The organism is Nocardia sp. NPDC057227 (assembly GCF_042669725.1).
GTDB classification, from domain to species: domain Bacteria; phylum Actinomycetota; class Actinomycetes; order Mycobacteriales; family Mycobacteriaceae; genus Nocardia; species Nocardia asteroides_A.
In genome coordinates, this window is sequence record NZ_JBHUXA010000001.1 from 548,227 (window position 1) to 569,233 (window position 21,007).

The following is a 21,007-nucleotide window of genomic DNA, read 5'->3' on the forward strand; positions in this document are numbered from 1 at the left end:
ACGGGAGCTATCCACCATGTCTGCGAGACAGTTTCACCTGAACGCCTTCCTGATGGGCGTCGGCCACCACGAGGCGGCCTGGCGGCACCCGCGCACCGAGGAGCACCGGGTACTCGACGTCGGGCACTTCCAGGAGCTCGGCCGGATCGCCGAGCGCGGCAGGCTCGACTCGGTGTTCTTCGCCGACGGCCTGACGATCGGGCCGCGCATCGAGCGCAATATCCAGGCGGTCTTCGAGCCGATCACGCTGCTCTCCGCGATCGCCGCGGTCACCGAGAAAGTCGGGCTCATCGCCACCGCCTCCACCGGGTACAACGAGCCGTACAACCTGGCCCGCAAGTTCACCTCGCTCGACCACATCAGCCACGGCCGGGCGGGCTGGAACATCGTCACCTCGGCCGGCGCGGACGAGGCCGCCAACTTCGGGCTGGACGGCACCCCGCAGCACGCGGGGCGCTACGAGCGCGCGGCGGAGTTCGTCGACGTGGCGCTGCGGCTGTGGGACAGCTGGGAGTCCGAGGCGCTGGTGCTCGACGCCGAGAGCGGGGTCTTCGCCGACCCCGCGAAGGTGCACACCATCGACTACGACGGCCCCCGGTTCCGGGTGCGCGGCCCGCTGAACTCGCCGCGCAGCCCGCAGGGCAGGCCGCTGCTGGTGCAGGCGGGCTCCTCGGAGAGCGGCAAGGAGTTCGCCGCCCGCTACGCCGAGGCCGTCTTCACCGCGCAGCGCACGCTCGCCGAGGGCCAGGCGTTCTACCGCGACCTGAAATCCCGGCTCCCGAAGTACGGCCGCGCCGCCGACGAGCTCAAGGTGCTGCCCGGGCTGGTGCCCTACATCGCCGGGACCGAGGCGCAGGCGCACGCCCTCGAGCAGGAGTTCACCGACCTGATCTCGCCGGACTACGCGCTCGGCCAGCTCTCCCGGCTGCTCGGCGTCGACCTCACCCAGCACGCGCTGGACGCCCCGCTGCCCCCGCTGCCCGAGGTCACCGAGTTCGAGGGGAACAAGAGCAGGTACGTGCTGGTCAAGGAGCTGGCCGAGAACGAGCGGCTGACGGTGCGGCAGCTCATCGGCAAGCTCGGCGGCGGGCGCGGGCACCGCTCCTTCGCAGGCACGCCCGAGCAGATCGCCGACGAACTGCAGAGCTGGTTCGAGAACGGCGCCGCCGACGGCTTCAACATCATGCCGCCCTACCTGCCCGGCGGGCTGGAGGACTTCGTCGAGCAGGTGGTGCCGATCCTGCAGCGGCGCGGGCTCTTCCGCACCGAGTACACCGCAGACACGCTCCGCGGGCACTACGGCCTCGACGAGGTCGAGAGCCGGTTCGCCGAACCCCGCGCCGAAGCGAGCGCATGAGCTCGTGCACCACTCCCCTCCCGCTCGATTCGCTGCGCCCGCTGGTCTTCCCGGTCTACGTGCCGACGGTGGCGCGCGGAATCGGGATGGGCGCCGCCGCCCCGGTGATGACGCTGCGCGCGGTGGAGCTCGGCGCCTCGGCGGCGGTCGCTGGGCTGGCGGTGGCGCTGGTCGGGCTGGGTCAGGTGCTCGGCGACATCCCGGCCGGGCAGCTGGTGGCCCGGCTCGGCGAGCGCGGCTCGACCATCGCCTGCACGGTGGTCGGGCTGGCCGGGGTGCTGCTCTGCCTGCTCGCGCCGACGGTGCCGCTGCTCTGCGCGGGGCTGCTGGTCGTCGGGCTTTCCAATGCCGTGTGGGGGCTGGCGCAGATGACCTTCATGGCCGAGTCCATCGCCTTCGGGCGGCGGGCGCGGGCGATGTCGCTGTTCGGCGGGGCGATGCGGCTCGGCTTCTTCGCGGGGCCGTTCCTCGGCGCGCTGGCGATCCTCGGCCTGGGCACCCGCGGCGGCTTCGCGGTGCAGCTGGTGACCTTCGCGCTGGCCGGCGCGCTGATGGCGGCGCTGCCGCTGCCCGGAGGCACGGCCCCGCCGGTGCCGGCGCCGATCTCGCTGATCGGCGTGACCCGGCTGCACCACCGGATTCTGTGCACGCTCGGCGCCGGGTCGCTGCTGATGGGCGCCGCGCGGGCATCGCGGGAGGTGATCCTGCCGCTCTGGGCGCACCAGATCGGGATCGGCGCGGCCACCGCCAGCCTGCTCTTCGGGATCGGCGCCGCGCTGGAGCTGGTCTTCGCCTACCCGGCCGGGCACCTCATGGACCGGTTCGGGCGGCTGCCGGTGGCGGTGCCGTCGCTGGCGGTGCTCGCCGTCGCGTACTGCGCGGTGCCGCTGACCCAGACGACGGCGGCGCTCGGCGTTGTCGCCGTCGTGATGGGGATCGGCAACGGCATCGGCAACGGCGTCATCATGACCATCGGCGCCGACGTCGCCCCGGCCGCGATCCGCGCGGAGTTCCTTGCGGCCTGGCGGCTGACCCACGACGGCGGCGCCTTCGCCGGGCCGCTGCTGATCGGCGCGCTGGCATCGGCGGCGCCGCTCGCGCTCGCCGCGGTGAGCATCGGCGGGGTCGCCGCGCTCGGCGCCGCGGTGATGCGCCACTACCTGCCCCGCTACGTTCCCTGGCCACCTCGGCCCGCTCCGGCCGAGACCTTCGAGGAAAGGGTGATCCGATGACCGACCCGATCGATGTGCCGCGGCGCGCCTGTCGCCCCGGCCGCCCCGCGACCCGAATCCCTTCTCCCCGAGTGAGCCTCCCATGACCGCAGTACACGAGAACCCGACAACCACCGCCGTCCGCGCAGACCCCGTCGCCGGGCACATCGGCGCCGACATCTCCGGCGTCGACCTGCGCGAACCGCTGACCGACGAGCAGGTGCGCGCCATCACCGATGCCCTGCACACCTACAAGGTGCTGTTCTTCCGCGACCAGCACATCGGCCACGCCGAGCAGATCGCCTTCTCCCGCCGGTTCGGCGCGGTGACGCCGTCGCACCCCTACGACACCGACGCGCCCACCGAGCACCCGGAGATCCTCGCCGTCGACAGCAGGCTCTACGAGAAGCGGTTCGGGGTGCGCAAGTTCAGCTACACCAACCACTGGCACACCGACGTCTCGGCGCTGATCAACCCGCCCGCGGCCTCGATCCTGCGCGCCGAGATCGCCCCGGAGCGCGGCGGCGACACCCGCTGGACCAACCTGGTCGCCGCCTACGAGAACCTGCCCGACGCGCTGCGCACCTTCGCCGACGGGCTGCGCGCCGAGCACCGCTTCGGCGGCAGCAAGCCCGCGTGGTCCGACGACAGCGACTACGCGCGCAAGGTGGCGGCGGCGCCGCTGGTCACCGAGCACCCGGTGGTCCGGGTGCACCCGGTGACCGGGGAGCGCGCGCTCTTCGTGAACCCCGGCTTCACCACCCGGATCATCGGGCTCAGCCCGGCCCAGTCCGACGCCGTGCTGAAGCTGCTGTTCGACCAGATCGCCGAGCCCGCCTTCACCGTCTCGCTCCGGTGGAAGCCGGGCACCATCGCGTTCTGGGACAACCGGGCGACCGCGCACCTGGCCCCCAGCGACCTCGACCACCTCGACGTCACCCGGGTGCTCTACCGCACCACCCTGGAGGGCGACATCCCGGTCGGCGTCGACGGGGAGGCGTCGGTCTCCATCTCCGGCGATCGGTTCACCGGCGCCTGAGCACGGACAGCGCGGAAGGCCGGCGATCGGGTGATCGCCGGCCTTGCGCGCGGACGGTTCAGCGGGAGAGCGAGTTCCGCAGCTCGGCGACGGTGCCGCGGCGCTCGTAGCCGATCCAGGCGAAGACCGCGGCCAGGACCAGCGGGAAGATCGCCATGCCCGGCTTGTCGGCGATGAATGCCTGGGTGCCCGCGGCGAGCACGGTGAGCACCGCGAGCCCGCCGGCGGCGAGCGCGCTGAGCTTGGGCACCATGAGGCCGATGCCGCCCGCGACCTCGGCGACGCCGATGAAGACGAGCAGCCAGACCGGGAAGGCCAGGTTGTCGACGGCGTTCTCGGCGAGCGTGCCCGGCATGATCAGCTTGGGGGCGCCGGAGGCGATGACGAAGAAGAGCCCGAGCAGGATCTGCAGGGTCCACAGGACGCGGTTGCGGACGGTGCCGGGGCGGGTGGCGGTGGCGGCGGAGAAGGTGGCGGTGGTCATCTCGGGTCCTTCGGGTCGGTGCGGGAGTCATCACATACGACGGAGCCCCGCCGGAGAACTCATCGCCGCACCGGAGAAATTTTTCGCCGGGCGAAACCCGTTTGTGTCGGGGAGGATTGGCTATCCCCAGTCCGAACCAGGGAGGTAGCCATGCCCATCAAGTACCGTCAGCGGAAGTCCTTCGGGCCGCTGAAGTTCAATTTCACCCAGAACGGGATGTCCTCGTGGGGGATCAAGATCGGCCGCTGGTCGTGGAATTCCCGCACCAAGAAGAACAGCGTCGATCTGCCCGGCCCGCTGAGCTGGCGCCAGCGCTGACGCGCATCCCCGCATACCGGCCCGGAGGCACCCGCCTCCGGGCCGGTATCGCGTTCGCGACACGCCGCCATCGGCGGCCTCATCCGGGGGACCTGCGAGAGCATCCGCTCCGACCGGGATAATCGGGAGAGATAACTCGGCGTGTGCCGAACCCGAACCCGACCAGGGAGGTGCCGTGAGCACACGCCAGGAGCCGCCGGCGATCGCCGGTGCCGCACCGGCGGCGGCGCGCAAGGCCGGGTACCGGGAGGATCTGGACGGGCTGCGCGGCGTCGCCATCGCGCTGGTGGTGGTGTTCCACGTGTGGTTCGGCCGGGTCTCCGGCGGCGTCGACGTGTTCCTCGTGCTCTCCGGGTTCTTCTTCACCGGGCTGCTGCTGCGCCGCGCCGAGCGCCCGGAGCCGCTCGGCGCGGGCGCGATCCTGCGCCGCACGGCGTGGCGGCTGCTGCCCGCGCTCGTGGTGGTGCTGGCGGCGGTGGTGGTCGCCACCGTGGCGATGCGCCCGTACACGCAGTGGTCGACGCTGGCGGCGCAGACGCTGGCCTCGCTCTTCTACTACCAGAACTGGCAGCTGGCCTGGTCCTGGTCGGACTACCTGGCCGCCGACCCGTCGGTGAGCCCGCTGCAGCACCTGTGGTCGATGGCGGTGCAGGGCCAGTTCTACCTGGCCGCGCTGCTCGTGGTCGCGGCGGTGGCCTGGGTGGGCCGGCGCAGGGGCGGGGCCGCGCTGGTGCGCGCCGCGCTGCTGGCGATCGTCGCGGTGCTCATGCTCGCCTCGCTGCTGCACGCCACCCGCGGCGCGGCGACCGCGCAGGGCTGGAACTACTACGACAGCCTGGCCCGCGGCTGGGAGCTGTGCGCGGGCGCGGCGCTCATCCTGCTCGCCCCGGTGCTGGCGCCGCCGCGGCTGCTGCGCTCGGTCCTCGCGGTGGCCGGGGTGCTCGGCGTGGTCGGCTGCGGCTGGTTCGTCCTGGACGGCGCGAACCGCTTCCCCGGGCCGGCCGCGCTGCTCCCGGTGGGTGCTGCGGCGGCGGTGATCATCGCGGGCAACGGGCTCGCGGCGCCGGAGCGGCCGTGGCCGAACCGGCTGCTCGCCTCGCGCACGGCCCGCCGGCTCGGCGACATCGCCTACCCGCTGTACCTGTGGCACTGGCCGATCCTCATCTTCTACCTGGCCGATCGGGGCCAGCCGCGGGCCGGGTTCGGCGACGGGCTGATGATCATCGGGGTCTCGCTGGTGCTGGCCTGGATCACGCACCGCTGGATCGAGGAGCCGCTGCGCGAGCGCGCGGCCGCCGCCCCGGCCGCTCCGGCGCGGGGGCGCGGCGGCGTGCTGGTGCTGGCGGGTGCGGTGCTGGTGGCGAGCGGCGGCTGGCTGGTGATCACCGAACGGCTGCATCCGGGTTCGGCGGTCGAGGCGCTGGACGCGCGGCTCTACCCGGGGGCCGAGGCGCTGGTCGCGGGCGCGGCCGTGCCGGAGATGCGGATGCGCCCGACCCTGCTCGAGGCGCCCGCCGACGGCCCGCCGCCCACGCACGACGGCTGCATCGCGGACTGGGACACCCGCGAGGTGGTCGGCTGCACCTACGGCGACCCGGAGGCCGGGCGCACCCTGGCCGTGGTCGGCAGTTCGCACGCCGAGCACTGGCTTCCGGCGCTGCAGGTGCTGGCCGCGGAGCACTCCTTCCGGATCCAGGTGTACCTGAAGATGGGCTGCCCGCTCACGCTCGACGACAACGTCACCTACAAGGGCGAGCCGATCCCGGACTGCCGCGACTGGTCGCGCGAGGTGATCGACCGGCTCGGCGCCGAGGCGCCGGACTGGGTCTTCACCACCGGCACCCGCCCGCGCGCCGACCTCGGCGACGAGACCCCGGCCGAGTACCTCGACGTCTGGTCGGCGCTCTCGGACCGCGGGCTGCGCACGATCACCATCCGGGACACGCCGTGGCTGCGCCGCGACGCCGTCCGCTACAAGGCGGTGGACTGCCTCGCGGGCGGTGGCGACCGGCTGAGCTGCGGCATCCCGCGCGGCGCCGCGCTGGACGAGGTGAACCCGCTGCTGGAGCCCGCCTCGCACTACCCGGCGGTCTTCCCGATCGACCTCACCGACGCCGTCTGCGAGCCGGAGACCTGCGCGGTGGTCGAGGGCAATGTGCTCGTCTACCACGACGAGCACCACCTGACGGCGAGCTACTCGCGCTCGCTGGCCGGCCCGCTCGGCCGGGAGCTGCAGCCCGTCCTGAACTGGTGGTGAGCGTGCGTCGGCGGCGGGTGCTGGTCGCCGGGCTGCTCACCGGGGCCGCGCTGGTGCTCGGGTACGGCCCGAGCGAGCCGGAGGCGCCAGCGGTGGTCGGGGGCGAGCTGCCCGCCGGTGGCGCGCCGGTGCGCATCGACTACGGCCCGGCCGCCGACACCTTCGGGCAGCTGTACCTGCCGACCGTGGGGCGGGGGCCGTTCCCGGTGGTGGTGCTGGTGCACGGCGGTGGCTGGTCGCAGTACCGCAACCTCGGTGAGTCGGCGCCGCAGGCGGTGGCGCTGGCCGCGCACGGCGTCGCGGTGTGGAACGTGGAGTACCGGCGGGTGCACGGCGCCGGCGGCTGGCCGACCACGCTGCACGATGTGCGCGACGCGGTGAACGCGCTGGCAGGCCCGGTCCGCGAGCGGGTCGGCGACGCGCTCGACCTGCACCGGGTGCACCTGGCCGGGCACTCGGCGGGCGGGCACCTCGCGGCCTGGGTGGCCGCGCAGCCGCTCGACCCCGAGCTGAAGGTGCGCAGCGCGACGCTGATGGCCGCCGTGCTCGACCTCGATTTCGCGGTGCGCAACGGCCGCGACCGCTTCGTGCGCGGGTTGCTCGGCGGCGCGCCGGACGAGGTGCCCGACCGCTACCACCTGGCCTCCCCCATCGAGCACCTGGCCGTCGGGGTCGCGCTCACCGCGGTGCACGGCGATGCCGACCGGGTGGTCTCCCCGGAGCAGAGCCGCCGCTACATCGCCGCGGCGCAGCGCGCGGGCCGCCGCACCGAGCTGCACGTCCTGCGCGGCTCCGGGCACGCCGACTTCATCGACACCACCTCGCTCGCCTGGCAGACCGCGCAGGCGGCCATTCTCGGTCACGCGGCTACCCTGCGCTGACCACACCGCGCACGGGGTTGTGGTCGGAGAGCCCGGCGGAGTCGAGCACCCGCACCCCGGCCGCGACCGCTCCCCGCGTGACGATGTGGTCGATGAACTGCGATTTCCCCGCGCCGCCGGTGCGCGGGCGGGTCGGTAGCTCCGGCGGCAGCTCGGCGACGGCGAACTCGGGGCCGAGCGCGGCGGCGACGGTCGCGCGGTCGGCGTTGAAATCGCCGAGCAGCACCGCGGGCCCGGCCGCGGCGAGGTCGGCGAGGGCCAGCAGCTGGCCGGGGCCGCGCCCGTCACCGGTGACGTGGGTGGCGATCACGGTGAACTCCCCGACCCGGACCACGAGCGCGCCCTTGCCCGGATCGTCGCCGAACGCCTCGCCGAGGACCGGGACGCTCGCCGGATCGGCCAGGATCACCAGGTACTCGTCGCGGTCCCGCAGCACCGTCGGGACGCGCTTGGGCCGTGGCACCCGGGGATAGCGCAGGGTGTGCACGGCCCGATCACCGGCGATCGCGCGCAGCGCGGCCAGCTGGTCGCCGCTGACCTCCTGCAGCGCGATCACCGCGGCGTCCAGCCCGGCCACCCGCTCGGCGACGGCGGCGTTCCGCGCGACCTCGTCCGGCCAGCGCGCCGCGACCTCCTCGTACCAGTTCTCGGCGTGCACGCGGTGCAGGACGTTCCAGGAGGCGACGGAGAGCACGAGCCACCCTAGCCCGCGAGGTGCCTGCTGATCACCAGCCGCTGGATCTGGTTGGTGCCCTCGAAGATCTGGGTGATCTTGGCCTCGCGCATGTACCGCTCGACCCGGAAGTCGCGGGTGTAGCCGTAGCCGCCGAGCACCTGCACCGCGTCGGTGGTGACCTTCATCGCGGCGTCGGTGGCGACCAGCTTGGCGACCGAGGCGTGCCGGGAGTAGGCCAGCCCGGCATCGCGGCGGCGGGCGGCGTCGAGGTAGGTGGCGCGCGCGGAGTCCACCGCGGCGGCCATGTCGGCGAGCAGGAAGCCGAGCCCCTGGTGATCGATGATCCTGCGGCCGAACGCCGTTCGCTCCCCGGCGTAGGCCACGGCCTCGTCCAGCGCGGCCTGGGCCAGCCCGACCGCGACCGCGGCGATCCCGAGCCGCCCGGAATCCAGTGCGCTGAAGGCGATCTGCAGCCCCTGCCCCTCGGCGCCGATCCGCCGCTCGGCCGGGAGGAGGGCGCCGTCGTAGTGCGCGGAGGTGGTCGGGACGGCGTGCAGCCCCATCTTCTCCTCCGGCTTGCCGAAGCTCAGCCCGTCGAGCTCGCGCGGCACCAGGAAGCAGGAGATGCCCTTGGAGCCGTCGCCGGTGCGGGCGAACAGGTTGTAGAAGTCGGCGATGCCGCCGTGCGTGATCCACGCCTTGGCCCCGGTGATCCGGTAGCCACCGTCCGCGGCGACCGCCTTGCAGGCGAGCGCCGCGGCGTCGGAACCGGCCTGCGGCTCGGAGAGGCTGTAGGCGCCGATGGTGCTGCCGCCGAGCATCTCCGGCAGCCAGCGCTTCTTCTGCTCCTCGGTGCCGAAGGCGAGCAGCGGGTGGCAGGCGAGGCTGTGCACGCTCACCGCGACCGCCACCGCGGCCCAGCGCGCGGCCAGTTCCTCGAGCACCTGCAGGTAGACCTCGTACGGCTGGCCGCCGCCGCCCCACTCCTCCGGGTACGGCAGGCTCAGCAGCCCGGCCGCGCCGAGCGTGGCGAAGACGCCGTCGGGGTAGGTCTCGGCCTTCTCGTGCTCGTCGGCGATCGGCGCGAGGACCTTGTCCGCGAGATCGCGGGTGAGCCCGATCAGGTCGCGCGCCTCGTCGGTGGGCAGGAGTCGATCGACGGCCACGGGCTCTCCTCGAACTCGATACGGGTATCAGTACTCGATATCAGTCGAGAGTACTGCCGACGCGGACAGTACTACAAGACGCCGCGCAGTACTATCTCCGCATGGAGCACGCATCGGCCTTCGCGACGGCCCGCCGCACCGAACTCTTCGACGAACTGCTGGCGCTCTTCCTCGCCGAGGGTTTCGCGCACCTGACCCTGGACGCCATCGCGGCCAGGCTGCGCTGCTCCAAGTCCACGCTCTACACCCTGGCGGGCAGCAAGGAGCAGCTGGTCACCGCCGCGACGGTGCACTTCTTCAAGCGCGCCACCGACGCCGTGGAGGCGAGCGTGGCGAGGGCCGACGGACCGCGCGAGCGGATCGCCGCCTACCTGACCGCGGTCGGCACGGCGCTGGCGGTGGCCTCGGAGCGCTTCATGGCCGACCTGGACGCCTTCGCCCCGGCCCGCGCGGTGTACGAACGCAATACCGGGATCGCCGCCCGCCGGGTGCAGCAGCTCATCGACGACGGCGTCGCCACCGGCGACTTCCGCGGCGTGCACGCCGCGTTCGCCGCCGAGCTGGCCGCCACCATGATGGTGCGCATCCAGCAGGGCGGCGTCCGCGCGGGGACTGGCCTGGACGATGCCGCCGCCTACCGCGAGCTGGCCTCGATCCTCACCAACGGGATCAGCGCCTAGGGCTCGGCCGGATCGAGGATGTCCTCGATCCGGCCGACCGGACCGCCCTCGGTACCCGGCGCGGTCGAGCGGAGCTCACCCGGCCGGAATCCGATTCGCTCCGCTTCGCGAATCGTCCCGCCGGATCGGCATCCGCCGTGCTCGGGCCGAGTACCGTGGTCGGCATCGCGTGCTCGCAATCCGTACAGGGCAGGAGAACGGTGGTGAATCTCCCGGCGCCGCTGCCGATCGAGCGCGCGGAGTTCCGCCCGCGCGACGCCGACGCGGCGACCGCCGTCTTCGAGCAGCTCTACGTGGGCAACCGGACCCGGTTCGACGAGGTCGGCGCGGACGCGGCGCTCGAGGTGTCCGCGGCGAGCAACCCGCTGCTCGCCACCGACCGGATCCGCTCCACCATCGGCTACCGGGTCGACACCGAGCCGCTGGACTACCTGTTCGTCACCCGGCTCGGCGCCGGGCGGATGACCGTCACCGGCGACGGCACCGAGATCAGGCAGCGCGCGGACGGCGTACCCGCGCTGCTCCCGCTCGGCATGCCACTGCGCTTCGACGCCGACCGGATCGACCTGACCGGGCTGCGGCTCCCGCTGGCCACGGTGCTCACCGCCGCCGAGGAGCGCGGCGGCACCGCCGCCGACTTCCGGTTCCTCGGCTTCCGGCCGGTCTCCGGCGCGGCGGCCCGCTGGTGGACCGGGCTATTCGGCGCGGCGCGGACCGACCTCGCCGCCGCCGACTCGGTGCTGAGCAACCCGCTGGTCGCCGCCGAGTTCGCCGCGGCGCTGGCCGCGACGGCGCTGGTCGTCTTCCCGAACACCACGATGGTGCACAGCGCGCCCGAGCCGGGCGCCGCACCGGATTCCGCGCTGCGCCGTGGCATCGACTACCTGCACGCGCATGCCACCGAGGTGGTCGGCGTCGCCGATATCGCGGCCGCCGCCGGGGTCACCCCGCGCGCGCTGCAGTACGCCTTCCGCACCCACCACGGCACCACGCCGCTGGGGTACCTGCGCACCATCCGGCTCGACCGGGCCCACGCCGAGCTGCTCGAATCCGCCACGGGCAGGGAGCGGCGGACGGTCGCCGCCGTCGCGCTCCGCTGGGGCTTCAGCAATCCCGGCCGCTTCGCCGCCGCCTACCGGAAGCGGTTCGGGCAGCCGCCGACCCGCACCCTGCGCGGCTGATTTCACGCGCCGCGGGCGCGAACCCGTGCGGCACATCCGCCGCCGGGAATGAACGAGGTCCGGCGGGGTAGGAACGCCGCGATCGGCTAACGGGAGGACGAGCGACGATGGCACCGGACGATCCACGGGACGAGGGCACAGTGGCAACCGATCTCGCCGCCGAGCAGATCGCGGCGGCGTTCGCCCGGATGTCGGGGCTGTTCCTCACCGCGGAGACGGTCGAGACCGCGCTGTCGATGATCACCGCGCTCGCGCGGGAGATGGTCCCGCACACCGCGGGGGCCGGGCTGACGCTGGTCGACGCCGCGGGCGAGCGGACGAGCGCGGCGGCCACCGACGAGGTGGTGCGGCGCGCCGACGCGCTGCAGTACGAGCTCGGCGCCGGCCCCTGCCTCACCGCCTGGGCGGATCGGGTGGTGGTCCGGATCGACGACCTGGACACCGACGAACGCTGGCCGGTCTGGGGGCGCAGCGCCGTCGAACTCGGGCTCCGCGCCACGCTCAGCGCACCGCTGGTCACCGGAGGCAGTGCCCTCGGCGCGATGAAGGTGTACGCCACCGAGCCCTTCGCCTACGGCAGCCGCGAGGACAATATCCTCGCCATGTTCGCCGCGCAGGCGGCGCTGCTGCTCGCGCACCGGATCGCGGCCGCCGACGCGGAGCAGGTCAGCGCCAGGATCGCCGCGAGCCTGCGCGGCCGGGAGGCGGTGGCACTGGCCAAGGGCATCGTGATGGCGCGCGACGGCGTCGACGAGCGGGCCGCGTTCCTGGTCCTGGCCGCCGCGGCGCGCAGGCAGCGCAGCACCGTGCTGCAGGTGGCCGAGCGGCTGGTGGCCTCGACGGCGCACCGGCGACGGTGAACAGGCGGATGAACGACCGCTCCGACGCCGAGCGCGCCAGGGCACAGCAGCGCAGCCTGGTCAAGGCCATCGACGGCGCCGGGCTCGCGCCGGAGGACCTCTGGATGGGCTACTTCACGATGGGCGGTGACACCGGCTTCCTCGAGGTGGATGCCTACCTGCACGGGCTCGGCGAGCTGCCCGCGCTCGACCGCGACATCCTCGCGCACGTGGTCAACGAACGGCTCGACCAGCGGGCCTGGTCGAGCCGCGCGGGGTACAGCCGCACGCTGCGCGATGCCGAATCCCGCAGCGCCCCGCTGGCGGCGCTGGTCGAGCTGATCGACGGCAGCCACCTGGCCGCGCCGGACCGGCTGCCCGCCGTCGCCGAGGCGGCGGGGCGCGCGCTCGGCGTGCACCTGACGATCTACCTGGTCGACTACGCGCAGCGCTACCTGCGGCCGCTGCCGAGCACGACGGACAGCACCGGCCAGGCACCCGCGGAGACCGCGCTCGACGTGGACAGCACGCTGCCCGGCCGCGCCTTCCGCACCGTGCGGACGCTCCCGTCGCAGGCGGGCGAGAAGCCGGGGCTGTGGGTGCCGCTGCTGGACGGCAGCGAGCGCCTCGGGGTGCTCGAGGTGCGGGTGGACGACTGCGACGACATCTACGACCCGGCGCTGCGCAGCGAATGCCGATGGGTCGCACGGCTGCTCGGCCACCTGATCTCCGCGCTGAGCGCCTACGGCGACGCGCTGCAGCGGGTGCGCCGCGGCGCGCCGCGGACCCCGGCCGCCGAGCTCATCTGGTCGCTGCTGCCCCCGCTGACGGCCGGGGTGGACGGCTTCGTCGTCACCGGGGTGGTCGAGCCGCGCAACGATCTCAACGGCGACGCCTTCGACTACGCGCTCAGCGACACCACCGCGCAGCTGCTGGTGCTCGACGCGGTCGGACACGACCCGCGCAGCGGGCTGATCGCCGCCTCCGCGCTGGCCGCCTACCGGGCCGCCAGGCACGCGGGGCACGGGCTGTTCGAGCAGGCGAGGCTGATCGACGAGACCCTGGAGCGGCAGTTCGGCGGCTCGCTGTTCGCCACCGCGGTGCTCGCCGAGCTCGATCTGCGGACCGGGCGGCTGCGCTACGTCAACGCCGGGCACCCGGAGCCGCTGATCATGCGCGGCGGCAAGGTCGTCAAGCCGCTCGCCGCCGGGAAGCGGCTCCCGCTCGGCCTCGGCGCGGGCGACCTCACCGTCGGCGAGGAGACCCTGCAGCCGGAGGATTGGCTGGTGCTCTACACCGACGGGCTGGTGGAGGCGAGGGACAGCGCGGGCGCCCTCTTCGGCGAGGCCAGGCTGGTCGACTTCCTCGGCAGGGAGGCGGCGGCCGGGTACCCGCCGCCGGAGACCGCGCGCAGGCTCATCCGGGCCGTGCTCACCCACCAGCGCGGTGCCCTGCAGGACGATGCCACGGTGGTGCTGGCCCGTTGGACGGCCCCGCCGCGCAGCCCGTCGGCGATCGCCGGGAGCGAGGGGTAGCGCGGCCGGATCAACACCCGGCATACCGATAGCGAACAGAACGCTCGCGGGTCGTGCACAGAACGAAAAGGATCGTGGCGGCCCCGCTGCGCGGCGTCCCCCGGCGGTAGGCAGAGCACATCACTCGCACCTCCGCGCTCCGTCGGCGCCATGCACCGAAAGCGAGTTCGCCATGACGCTCCCGACCCGCCAGGGCACCACCACCGCCCGCCGCGTGAACCGCGGGCACGACAGCTACGACGGCATCGAGCCGCTGCTGGCAGAGCTGGCCGCGATGGCCGGGCACGACCCCCGCCGAACCGCGCTGCGCGAGCTCTGCCTGCGCCGCTGCCTCCCGCTGGCCGACCACATCGCCCGCCGCTTCACCGGCCGCGGCGAAACCTACGACGACCTGCACCAGAGCGCCTCGCTCGGGCTGGTCCTCGCGGTCGACCGCTACGACCCGGCCCGCGGCACCAGCTTCCTCGCCTTCGCCATCCCGACCGTGATGGGCGAGGTGCGCAGGCACTTCCGCGACCGCACCTGGGCCCTCCGGGTGCCGCGCCGGGTGAAGGAGACCCAGCTCGCGATCGGGCCGGTCATCGAGAAGCTGAGCCAGCACTGCGGCCGGATGCCGACCGCGGTGGAGATCGCCATGGAACTCGACCTCGACCTGATCGAGGTGACCCAGGCGCTGCTCGCGGGCAATGCCTACCGCACCAACCCGATCGACTCCCCCGCCGACGACGCGGGCGGCCCGGTCCCCGCGCAGATCACCGAGGCGCTCGGCGCGAACGACCCCTCCTACGAGCTCTGCGAGGACGCCATCGCCGTCGCCCCGCTGCTGCGCAGGCTCAGCGAGCGCGACCGGCGCGTGCTCTACCTGCGGTTCTTCGAGAACCGGACGCAGGCGCAGATCGCCGAGGAGTTCGGCGTCTCGCAGATGCACATCTCCCGGATCCTGTCCCGGACCCTGGCCGCGCTGCGCGCCCGCGCACTGCGCGACTGACGAGGCCCCCGCCGCCCGGCTCAGCGCCTGCGGCGGAGGAGCCGCAGCCCGGTGGCGTTCCAGTCGTCGAAGACGTCGACGCGGCCCACCCGGTTCAGCCCGGCGCGCCCGGCAGCGTCGACCACGGCGAGCGGGTCCAGGTGGCCAGGCCGGTCGACCTTCGGGGTCAGCACCCAGAGCCGGGAGCGCGCGGTCATCGCCTCGCCGCAGCCGAGCAGCACCTGAACCGGATCGCCCTCGCCCGCGCGCAGCCACACCAGCAGCCCGTCCGGGCAGCGGTGGCCGCCGGGCCCGGTGAGGCTGCGCCCGGTGATCGCCTCCACCCGCCCGCGCAGCTCGCGGTCGGCGTCATCGGCACAGCCGATCTCGCGCACCAGCTGTCCGGGCGCGAACCCGAACCGCTCCACCGCCGAAACCACCCAGTCCACCGGCACCGCCGCTCCTTCCGCCGTCTCTCGGAACCACGCAGCTACCCCGCGGCCCCCGTTTCTAACCGGCAGAAACGAAGGCGGTCAGCGGTTCAGGGTGACGCTGGGCCTGCAGCCGTAGGCGTGCCGGTAGGCGATGGCGAAGCGGCCCGCGTTGGAGAAGCCCCAGTCCGCGGCGATCGCGCCGACCGTGCGCCCGGAACCGGGGGTTGCCGCGACCAGCTCGGCGTGCGCTCCCGACAGCCGGATCCGGCGCAGGTAGTGCACCGGGGTGGTGCCGAGGTGCCTGCGGAACGCCAGCTGCACGCCGCGAATCGTCACGTACGCGGCGGCGGCGATATCGGCGAGCGCGATGTCCTCGCGGGCGTGGCTCTCCATGTAGGCGACCGCGCGGCGCACGGTCTCCGGGTGCGCGTCGTTGCGGTCCGCCGCGGTCGGGCCGCGCTCGCCGGTGCAGGGGAAGGTGTCGAGCACGACCGCCGCCAGATACTCGGCGGCCACCCCGGCGAGCAGCGGCGTGGCCGTCGGCGCGGCGGCGACGACGCCGAAGTGCTCGATGGCGGCGATCATGCGCGCCGCCGCCGCGGGGCTCACCGGATCGTGCCCGGTCGGCCGGGCGGCCCGCCCGTTCCGGTCCCGGTCGTCGACCCTGGCCAGCGTCTCCGGCGGGAGCGAGACCGACTGCCAGCTCGCCCGCCGGACGACGCCGACCCGCGGCAGCTCCGGCAGCTCCATCGCCACCACCCGGCCCGCGGTGATCCGCTGCGGATCGGCGGCGCCGAAGCGGGGTTCGAGCACGCCGTCGCGCAGCACCAGAATGCTCCAGTTGCCCGCCGGTTCCGCGTCGTAGCCGAGTTCGCCGCCGATCCGGACGGCGCTGTGGGTGACCGGCCCGACCTCCTGGCGCAGCACCCGGATCGGCAGGGCGGCACTCGTCGAGCCGAGCCGCACCGGCCCGTAGAGGCTGCTCAGTTCGGTCTCGGCCACGATGAGGTCGTCGGTCTCCAGCAGCACCCGGCCTGGACCGAGCCGCAGCAGCCCGGTCCGGGCTCGGCCCTGAACCTCGTCTGCCGCACCCACCGCGCGCGCATACCCGGGTTCCCCCCGCCCAAACACCCGGTCCACGGCGGCGCGATCCGGCACCCGGCTCAATCGCGCAGCGCGCGTCGGCGCAGGCCGGCCAGCGTGCGGGAGAGGATGCGGGAGATGTGCATCTGCGAGACCCCGAGTTCGGCGGCGATCTGGGACTGGGTGTAGTTCTCGAAGAAGCGTAGCCGCAGCACCAGCCGGTCCCGCTCGTTCAGCTCGCGCAGCAGCGGGGCGACGACGAGCGCGTCGTCGCAGATGGCGTAAGCGGGGTCGGTCTCGCCGAGCCGCTCGCCGACCTGGGCCGCGATCCCGCCGCCCTCCTCGTCGTCGGCGGTGGCGTCGAGCGAGTTGGTGCGGTAGGCGTTACCGGCCAGCAGCGCCTGGGTGACCTCGACCAGGTCCAGGTTCAGCGCCACCGCGATCTCGATCGCGGTCGGCATCCGGCCGTGCTCGTGGCAGAGCCGCTCCACCGTCGGCCCGATCGCCAGCTGGGTCTCCTTCACCCGGCGCGGCACCCGCACCGCCCAGGTGCGGTCGCGGAAGTGCCTGCGCACCTCGCCCATCACGGTGGGCACGGCGAAGGCGACGAAGGAGGTGCCGCGGGCCGGGTCGTAGCGGTCGACCGCGAGGACCAGCCCGACCGAGGCGCTCTGGTGCAGGTCGTCGTAGGTTTCGCCGCGGCCGGTGAAGCGGCGGGCGATGTGGTCGGCCAGCGGCAGGCAGCGGCGCATGACCTCCTCGCGCAGCCGCGGGCGGGCGGGGTCGCCCGCGTCCATGGCGGCGAGCTGTTCCAGCAGCGGCTCGATGCCGTCGTAGCTGTCGCGGCCGCGGTTGCCGCGGCGCGCGGTGGTGCTGTCGTGCAGTGCTGAGGAAGTCATCGCGACCTCGCTTTCCGAGACCCCGCGCGCGAAATCGCACGACCGGGGGGAGGCGATGATCGGCGGCTACCGCGCCCCCGACGCGGTAACCCGGGTGCGCGGCCGGACTTCGCTGCGCGCCGGTGCGCGCCGACGTTCCTTCGCATTCGGTACGAGCGCGGCTACCGCTCCCCGGCCGGGCGGTCCATGATCTCCGGCTGCCGTCTGCGCAGCGCGGCGAGCAGGCCGGGGGTGTATTCGGGCGGCGCCGCGTGCACCGAGAGCTGGTTGGCGACGGCGAGGTAGGCGTCCAGGTCGGCGCGCTTGTCCAGGTACAGCGCGCTGGTGAGCTGCTGCAGGTAGACGATGTCGGGCAGGTCGGACTCGGCGAAGCGGAGCACGGTGAAGCCGCTCTCGGCCACGGCGGGGCCGCCGACGTGGTCGGCGATCACCTGCACCGTGACGTTCGGCCGGGCCGCCGCCCGCTCCAGGTGGTCCAGCTGGGCCTGCCAGATCATCGAGCCGCCGATCGGGCGGCGCAGCGCGGCCTCCTCGACCACCAGCCACAGCTGCGGCGGGTGCGCGCGGTCCAGGATCTCCTGGCGCCGCATGCGCAGCGCGACCCGGCGCTCGATCACCTCCTCGGACTCGCCGGGGTGCGCGAGCGCGATGAGCGCGCGGGCGTAGTCGGGGGTCTGCAGCAGCTCGGGCACCACCCGCGGCTCGAAGCCGCGGATCAGCCGCGCCGCGTTCTCCAGCCCGAGGTAGGTGTCGAACCACTTCGGCAGCCAGTCGTTGTCCCGGTGCCACCAGCCGGATGCGTTGGCCTGCCTGGCCAGCGCCAGATACTCGCCGCACTCCTCCGGGTCGGTGACGCCGTACAGCGCGAGCAGGTCGTTCAGGTCGCGCTCGCGGAAACCGGTGCGGCCAAGCTCCAATCGGCTGATCTTGGAGTGCGAACCGCGGATCGCCTCGCCCGCGCCCTCCCTGGTGACGCCGCAGGACTCCCTGAGCCTGCGGAGCCGGGCGCCGAGCACCATCCGCAGCGCGGTCGGCCCGCCCTCACCCCCGGGTGCGGGAACCGGATCGGACGATTCGTCTGAAGGCTGCACTTCTGAGTACCGCATTTCGCTGTTCCGCACGGGGGAGAGTCGTCCTTGCGAGGCTCGCATGGACCGATACTGCCATGTGGGTACGACATGAATCCACGATCACCTGTGCTGGTTTACCCAAGAGCGCACATCTGTGCTTACATCTGTACGCACAGCGAAATCCACACCGCCGCAACGCAATCGCCCACTGCCGCGGAAACCGCTCCGGCCTGGCCTTTGTGGTCGATCGGCCGGGATGCCCCCTGGCTCAGCGCAGCAGCACCTCCGCGCTCGCCTTGCCGAAGAGCTTGGTGCCGCCGCAGGTCGCGCCGATGCTCAGCGTCGCCGAGCGGCGCACCGGGTCGAGCGCCCTGACCCGCCCGGTGAACCGCACCGACGCCGCGCGGGCCGCCGCCACCGGCGCGAAACCGCTGAACCGGACGCCGTACTCGACGACGGCGGCCGGGTCGCCGAGCCACCCGGTGAGATAGCCGGCGCCGAGCCCCATGGTGAGCAGGCCGTGCGCGACCACGTCGGGCAGCCCGATGGCCGCGGCGATCTCGTCGCTGAAGTGGATCGGGTTGGTGTCGCCGGAGACCCCGGCGTAGTTCACCAGGTCGCCGCGGGAGAGCGGGAAGGTGCGGGCGGGCAGCTCGTCGCCGACCCGCAGCTCCTCGAAGGCGAACCGGGTGCGCGGGATGCGCACCGCCCACTCGTCCACCCCGGGCACGGCCTCCGGCGCTCCGGTGACCGTGACGATGCCCGGCTCCGCCGCGTCCGCCCCGGCGCCGGTGCGGGCGGCGAGCGAGGTGCCGGTCATGATCACCCCGTCCACGGCGTCCGCGAAGCCGGTGACCCGGGCCGGGCCGGTCTGCGCGACCACCGTGCTGTGCGCGGTCTGCAGCACGTGCCCGTCGGCATCGGTGAGCACGTTCCGGCTGACCAGGAAGTCCTTGTCGCCGAACTGCCGGAACGATTCGAACCAGGCGTCGCAGCCGAGCACGTCGCCGGCGACCAGCGGCCGGTGCATCCGGATGCGCTGCTCGGTCTGCAGCATCTGGCTGATGTCGTAGCCGGTCAGCACCGAGTCGAAGAGCGCGCGCTGCATGAGCATCCACACGATGGAGGGGAAGGTCAGCGGGGCGATGACGCCCTTGTACCCCAGCTCGGCGGCGGCGTCCTCGTGCCGATGCGCCGGGTGCTGATCCTGCACCGCCCTGGCGAACTCGCGGATCTTCTCGCGCCCCACCTCGAAGTGGTCGGCGAGCCGGAAGTGGGATCCGACCAGGGCCTTCGCCTGGTCGGAGGCGAGGGTGGTGCTGTCGTTCATCTGCTGCTCTCCGCGACCTCCGGCCGCCGGGTGCGGCCGGAGCGGCCAACGGTACCGGCCGCGGCGGCCGGGTTCGCGGTGTCGCCGCCGATTCTGTGCCCGGCGACAAACCGGACCGGCGGCGCCACCGACACCTCACACATCAGCACTCCGAGCGCGCCGCCACTCCGCGCAGCCGCTGGTCCAGCCAGCGCACCGCCTCCGGGTAGCCGGTCGCCGCGCCGATGATGTGCTCGCCGAGCACCCCGCGGTAGACCGCGTTCGCGCCCAGCGCGCACTGCTCCCGGTACAGGTTGCGCGCCCCCTCGGCCGGGATCCAGAACTCCTGGTCGCCGTTGTAGATGTAGAGCGGGACCGGCGAGCGGATGCCGGGCATCCTGGTCACCGCGTAGATCTCCGCGGCCAGCTCGGAGCCGAGCGGGTTCGCCATGTCGGCGGCGACGTCGACCGAGAGCTGTAGCAGCCCGGGCAGCGCGAAGACCCCGATGCACTCGTCCTTGATCGGCGAGAGCGCCACCCACCGGCCCAGGTGGTTGACCCGGTCCAGGATCGCCGGGCGCTCCCGGCCGATGGCGAGGATCGCGGCCATGAACACCCCGGAGGCCAGGTTCGCGTTCATGCTGCGGGCCAGGATCTCGAAGTCGGCGGGGACCCCGCCGAGCGCAGCCCCGACCACCGAGTCCGCGAGTTCGGGGGCGTAGCCGGGCAGCATCTTCACCGCGCCGTGCGTGGCGATCGCGCCGCCCGAGTAGCCGGTCATGGCGAAGCGGCTCCCGGCGAACTCCTCGTGGTTCCAGCCGCGCGCGGCCCGGATGGAATCGAGCACGGCGTGCCCGGCGACCACCGGTTCGGCGTAGGCCATCCAGGGTCCCTCGTGGTCCGGGATGAGCACCGCGTAGCCGCGCGCGGCGGCCAGCGCGGTGGTCGGCGGGACGAAGTCGGTGACGTTGGTGTCGAACGAGAGGCCGTGCGCCATGGTGTAGCCGGGCGTGCAGCGCTTGCCGAGCGCGTCGATCGGCAGGTTGTTCACCAGCACCGGCCGCGGCCCGTCCCCGGTCCAGGCGGCCGCGGGGACCACGAGCGTCGCGGTGGCGAAGGAGGGTTCGCCGTGCGCGTCGGTGGTGCGGAACTTGAGCAGCGTCGCCTGCCGGATCGGCACCAGCATGAGCGGCGCCGCCGACCTGGTGACGTCGCGGATCTCCAGCACCTCGCCGGGGAGCCGGTCGGCGAGGTCGAGCGGCCAGCGGTCGAAGAGCGGGTCACCGGTGGCCGCGGGCAGCACCGCCTGCCGGAAGGCCGCGAGATCCGGTGTCAGCTCGGGCACTTCGACCCCGGGCACGGGCGCCGGGAGCACCGGCACCGGCGGGGCCGGCACCAGCGCGTCCACCAGTTCGTGCAGCGGCGGCACCGGGATACCGGCCACGGGCGCCGGGAGCACGGGCAGGGCGATCGGGGGGAGCCCCGGGATGTTCAGGGTAGGCGGAACAGGTTGTGGTGCGGCTGGTTCCGCGAGCGCGGCCGGAGCCGCGGCGATCGGAAGGCAGAGCAGCAACGTGACGACGATGGCACGGAATCGCATGGCACACTTCCCCGGGTGCGG

General features: G+C 73.5%; 20 protein-coding genes. 11 read left to right on the plus strand and 9 right to left on the minus strand.

Annotated features, from left to right (window positions below):
* Nucleotides 1-16: 16 nt before the first annotated feature.
* From ACFUJ1_RS02845 to ACFUJ1_RS02855, 3 genes are all read left to right on the plus strand, one after another.
* The gene (locus ACFUJ1_RS02845; RefSeq protein WP_378641758.1) at nt 17-1,357 is read left to right on the plus strand and encodes an LLM class flavin-dependent oxidoreductase; all 1,341 of its coding nucleotides are present in this window, start codon (nt 17-19) and stop codon (nt 1,355-1,357) included.
* Nucleotides 1,354-2,589, plus strand: a complete 1,236-nt coding sequence (locus ACFUJ1_RS02850; protein ID WP_378641760.1) for an MFS transporter — start codon at nt 1,354-1,356, stop codon at nt 2,587-2,589. Before ACFUJ1_RS02845 ends, ACFUJ1_RS02850 begins: the two co-directional genes overlap by 4 nt.
* 82 nt (nt 2,590-2,671) lie before the next feature.
* Nucleotides 2,672-3,607, plus strand: a complete 936-nt coding sequence (locus ACFUJ1_RS02855; RefSeq protein WP_378641762.1) for a TauD/TfdA dioxygenase family protein — start codon at nt 2,672-2,674, stop codon at nt 3,605-3,607.
* 58 nt (nt 3,608-3,665) lie between these two features.
* Here ACFUJ1_RS02855 and ACFUJ1_RS02860 read toward each other — a convergent pair whose 3' ends face one another.
* Entirely contained in the window at nt 3,666-4,091 is a 426-nt protein-coding gene (locus ACFUJ1_RS02860) for a DoxX family protein (RefSeq protein WP_378641764.1), read from the minus strand.
* A gap of 150 nt (nt 4,092-4,241) precedes the next feature.
* On the opposite strand from ACFUJ1_RS02860, the gene ACFUJ1_RS02865 reads away from it, so the two are divergent.
* The 3 genes from ACFUJ1_RS02865 to ACFUJ1_RS02875 all read left to right on the plus strand — a co-directional run bounded on the left by ACFUJ1_RS02865 (nt 4,242) and on the right by ACFUJ1_RS02875 (nt 7,547).
* Entirely contained in the window at nt 4,242-4,409 is a 168-nt protein-coding gene (locus ACFUJ1_RS02865; RefSeq protein WP_084505282.1) for a DUF4236 domain-containing protein, read from the plus strand.
* A gap of 175 nt (nt 4,410-4,584) precedes the next feature.
* The gene (locus ACFUJ1_RS02870) at nt 4,585-6,666 is read left to right on the plus strand and encodes an acyltransferase family protein (protein ID WP_378641766.1); all 2,082 of its coding nucleotides are present in this window, start codon (nt 4,585-4,587) and stop codon (nt 6,664-6,666) included.
* Nucleotides 6,660-7,547 carry an alpha/beta hydrolase family protein gene (locus ACFUJ1_RS02875; protein WP_378641768.1) on the plus strand — a complete coding sequence of 296 codons (888 nt, stop codon included), beginning with the start codon at nt 6,660-6,662 and terminating at the stop codon, nt 7,545-7,547. The genes ACFUJ1_RS02870 and ACFUJ1_RS02875 overlap by 7 nt, the downstream gene beginning before the upstream one ends.
* On the opposite strand, the gene ACFUJ1_RS02880 is transcribed toward ACFUJ1_RS02875, so the two are convergent.
* The gene (locus ACFUJ1_RS02880; RefSeq protein WP_378641770.1) at nt 7,534-8,241 is read right to left on the minus strand and encodes an endonuclease/exonuclease/phosphatase family protein; all 708 of its coding nucleotides are present in this window, start codon (nt 8,239-8,241) and stop codon (nt 7,534-7,536) included. The genes ACFUJ1_RS02875 and ACFUJ1_RS02880 overlap by 14 nt on opposite strands.
* Nucleotides 8,242-8,249: 8 nt before the next feature.
* Nucleotides 8,250-9,389, minus strand: coding sequence for an acyl-CoA dehydrogenase family protein (locus tag ACFUJ1_RS02885; RefSeq protein WP_378641772.1), 1,140 nt, complete (start codon nt 9,387-9,389; stop codon nt 8,250-8,252).
* A 101-nt stretch (nt 9,390-9,490) separates the two neighbouring features.
* Here ACFUJ1_RS02885 and ACFUJ1_RS02890 point away from each other — a divergent pair, with 101 nt between their 5' ends.
* The 5 genes from ACFUJ1_RS02890 (at nt 9,491) to ACFUJ1_RS02910 (ending at nt 14,612) form a co-directional block, all read left to right on the plus strand.
* Nucleotides 9,491-10,069 carry a TetR/AcrR family transcriptional regulator gene (locus tag ACFUJ1_RS02890; protein WP_378641774.1) on the plus strand — a complete coding sequence of 193 codons (579 nt, stop codon included), beginning with the start codon at nt 9,491-9,493 and terminating at the stop codon, nt 10,067-10,069.
* 200 nt (nt 10,070-10,269) lie between these two features.
* Nucleotides 10,270-11,250, plus strand: a complete 981-nt coding sequence (locus ACFUJ1_RS02895) for a helix-turn-helix domain-containing protein (RefSeq protein WP_378641776.1) — start codon at nt 10,270-10,272, stop codon at nt 11,248-11,250.
* Between the two features lie 140 nt (nt 11,251-11,390).
* Nucleotides 11,391-12,110 (plus strand): GAF domain-containing protein, encoded by a 720-nt coding sequence (locus tag ACFUJ1_RS02900; protein WP_378641778.1) that lies wholly within the window; start codon nt 11,391-11,393, stop codon nt 12,108-12,110.
* A gap of 8 nt (nt 12,111-12,118) precedes the next feature.
* Nucleotides 12,119-13,624 carry a PP2C family protein-serine/threonine phosphatase gene (locus tag ACFUJ1_RS02905; RefSeq protein ID WP_378641780.1) on the plus strand — a complete coding sequence of 502 codons (1,506 nt, stop codon included), beginning with the start codon at nt 12,119-12,121 and terminating at the stop codon, nt 13,622-13,624.
* Between the two features lie 172 nt (nt 13,625-13,796).
* Entirely contained in the window at nt 13,797-14,612 is an 816-nt protein-coding gene (locus ACFUJ1_RS02910; protein ID WP_378641782.1) for a SigB/SigF/SigG family RNA polymerase sigma factor, read from the plus strand.
* 20 nt (nt 14,613-14,632) lie between these two features.
* On the opposite strand, the gene ACFUJ1_RS02915 is transcribed toward ACFUJ1_RS02910, so the two are convergent.
* The 6 genes from ACFUJ1_RS02915 to ACFUJ1_RS02940 all read right to left on the minus strand — a co-directional run bounded on the left by ACFUJ1_RS02915 (nt 14,633) and on the right by ACFUJ1_RS02940 (nt 20,986).
* Nucleotides 14,633-15,046, minus strand: coding sequence for a DUF3052 family protein (locus tag ACFUJ1_RS02915; RefSeq protein WP_378641784.1), 414 nt, complete (start codon nt 15,044-15,046; stop codon nt 14,633-14,635).
* A 78-nt stretch (nt 15,047-15,124) separates the two neighbouring features.
* Nucleotides 15,125-16,120 (minus strand): helix-turn-helix domain-containing protein, encoded by a 996-nt coding sequence (locus tag ACFUJ1_RS02920; RefSeq protein ID WP_378641786.1) that lies wholly within the window; start codon nt 16,118-16,120, stop codon nt 15,125-15,127.
* Between the two features lie 68 nt (nt 16,121-16,188).
* On the minus strand, nt 16,189-17,007 hold the full coding sequence (locus tag ACFUJ1_RS02925; protein ID WP_378641788.1) for a SigB/SigF/SigG family RNA polymerase sigma factor: 819 nt from the start codon (nt 17,005-17,007) through the stop codon (nt 16,189-16,191).
* Nucleotides 17,008-17,168: 161 nt separating this feature from the next.
* The gene (locus tag ACFUJ1_RS02930) at nt 17,169-18,026 is read right to left on the minus strand and encodes a helix-turn-helix domain-containing protein (RefSeq protein ID WP_378641915.1); all 858 of its coding nucleotides are present in this window, start codon (nt 18,024-18,026) and stop codon (nt 17,169-17,171) included.
* Between the two features lie 319 nt (nt 18,027-18,345).
* A complete protein-coding gene (locus ACFUJ1_RS02935; RefSeq protein ID WP_378641790.1) occupies nt 18,346-19,407 on the minus strand; it encodes a fused (3R)-hydroxyacyl-ACP dehydratase subunits HadA/HadB in 1,062 nt (353 codons plus the stop codon).
* A 142-nt stretch (nt 19,408-19,549) separates the two neighbouring features.
* Nucleotides 19,550-20,986 (minus strand): lipase family protein, encoded by a 1,437-nt coding sequence (locus ACFUJ1_RS02940; protein ID WP_378641791.1) that lies wholly within the window; start codon nt 20,984-20,986, stop codon nt 19,550-19,552.
* Nucleotides 20,987-21,007: the final 21 nt, after the last annotated feature.

What these genes read in the sequence shown, in the direction of transcription:
- ACFUJ1_RS02845 (WP_378641758.1), top strand. Translation starts at nt 17, where the DNA reads ATGTCTGCGAGACAGTTTCACCTGAACGCCTTCCTGATGGGCGTCGGC.
- ACFUJ1_RS02850 (WP_378641760.1), top strand. Translation starts at nt 1,354, where the DNA reads ATGAGCTCGTGCACCACTCCCCTCCCGCTCGATTCGCTGCGCCCGCTG.
- ACFUJ1_RS02855 (WP_378641762.1), top strand. Translation starts at nt 2,672, where the DNA reads ATGACCGCAGTACACGAGAACCCGACAACCACCGCCGTCCGCGCAGAC.
- ACFUJ1_RS02860 (WP_378641764.1), bottom strand. Translation starts at nt 4,091, where the DNA reads ATGACCACCGCCACCTTCTCCGCCGCCACCGCCACCCGCCCCGGCACC.
- ACFUJ1_RS02865 (WP_084505282.1), top strand. Translation starts at nt 4,242, where the DNA reads ATGCCCATCAAGTACCGTCAGCGGAAGTCCTTCGGGCCGCTGAAGTTC.
- ACFUJ1_RS02890 (WP_378641774.1), top strand. Translation starts at nt 9,491, where the DNA reads ATGGAGCACGCATCGGCCTTCGCGACGGCCCGCCGCACCGAACTCTTC.
- ACFUJ1_RS02905 (WP_378641780.1), top strand. Translation starts at nt 12,119, where the DNA reads ATGAACGACCGCTCCGACGCCGAGCGCGCCAGGGCACAGCAGCGCAGC.
- ACFUJ1_RS02910 (WP_378641782.1), top strand. Translation starts at nt 13,797, where the DNA reads ATGACGCTCCCGACCCGCCAGGGCACCACCACCGCCCGCCGCGTGAAC.
- ACFUJ1_RS02925 (WP_378641788.1), bottom strand. Translation starts at nt 17,007, where the DNA reads ATGACTTCCTCAGCACTGCACGACAGCACCACCGCGCGCCGCGGCAAC.
- ACFUJ1_RS02930 (WP_378641915.1), bottom strand. Translation starts at nt 18,026, where the DNA reads ATGGTGCTCGGCGCCCGGCTCCGCAGGCTCAGGGAGTCCTGCGGCGTC.
- ACFUJ1_RS02935 (WP_378641790.1), bottom strand. Translation starts at nt 19,407, where the DNA reads ATGAACGACAGCACCACCCTCGCCTCCGACCAGGCGAAGGCCCTGGTC.
- ACFUJ1_RS02940 (WP_378641791.1), bottom strand. Translation starts at nt 20,986, where the DNA reads ATGCGATTCCGTGCCATCGTCGTCACGTTGCTGCTCTGCCTTCCGATC.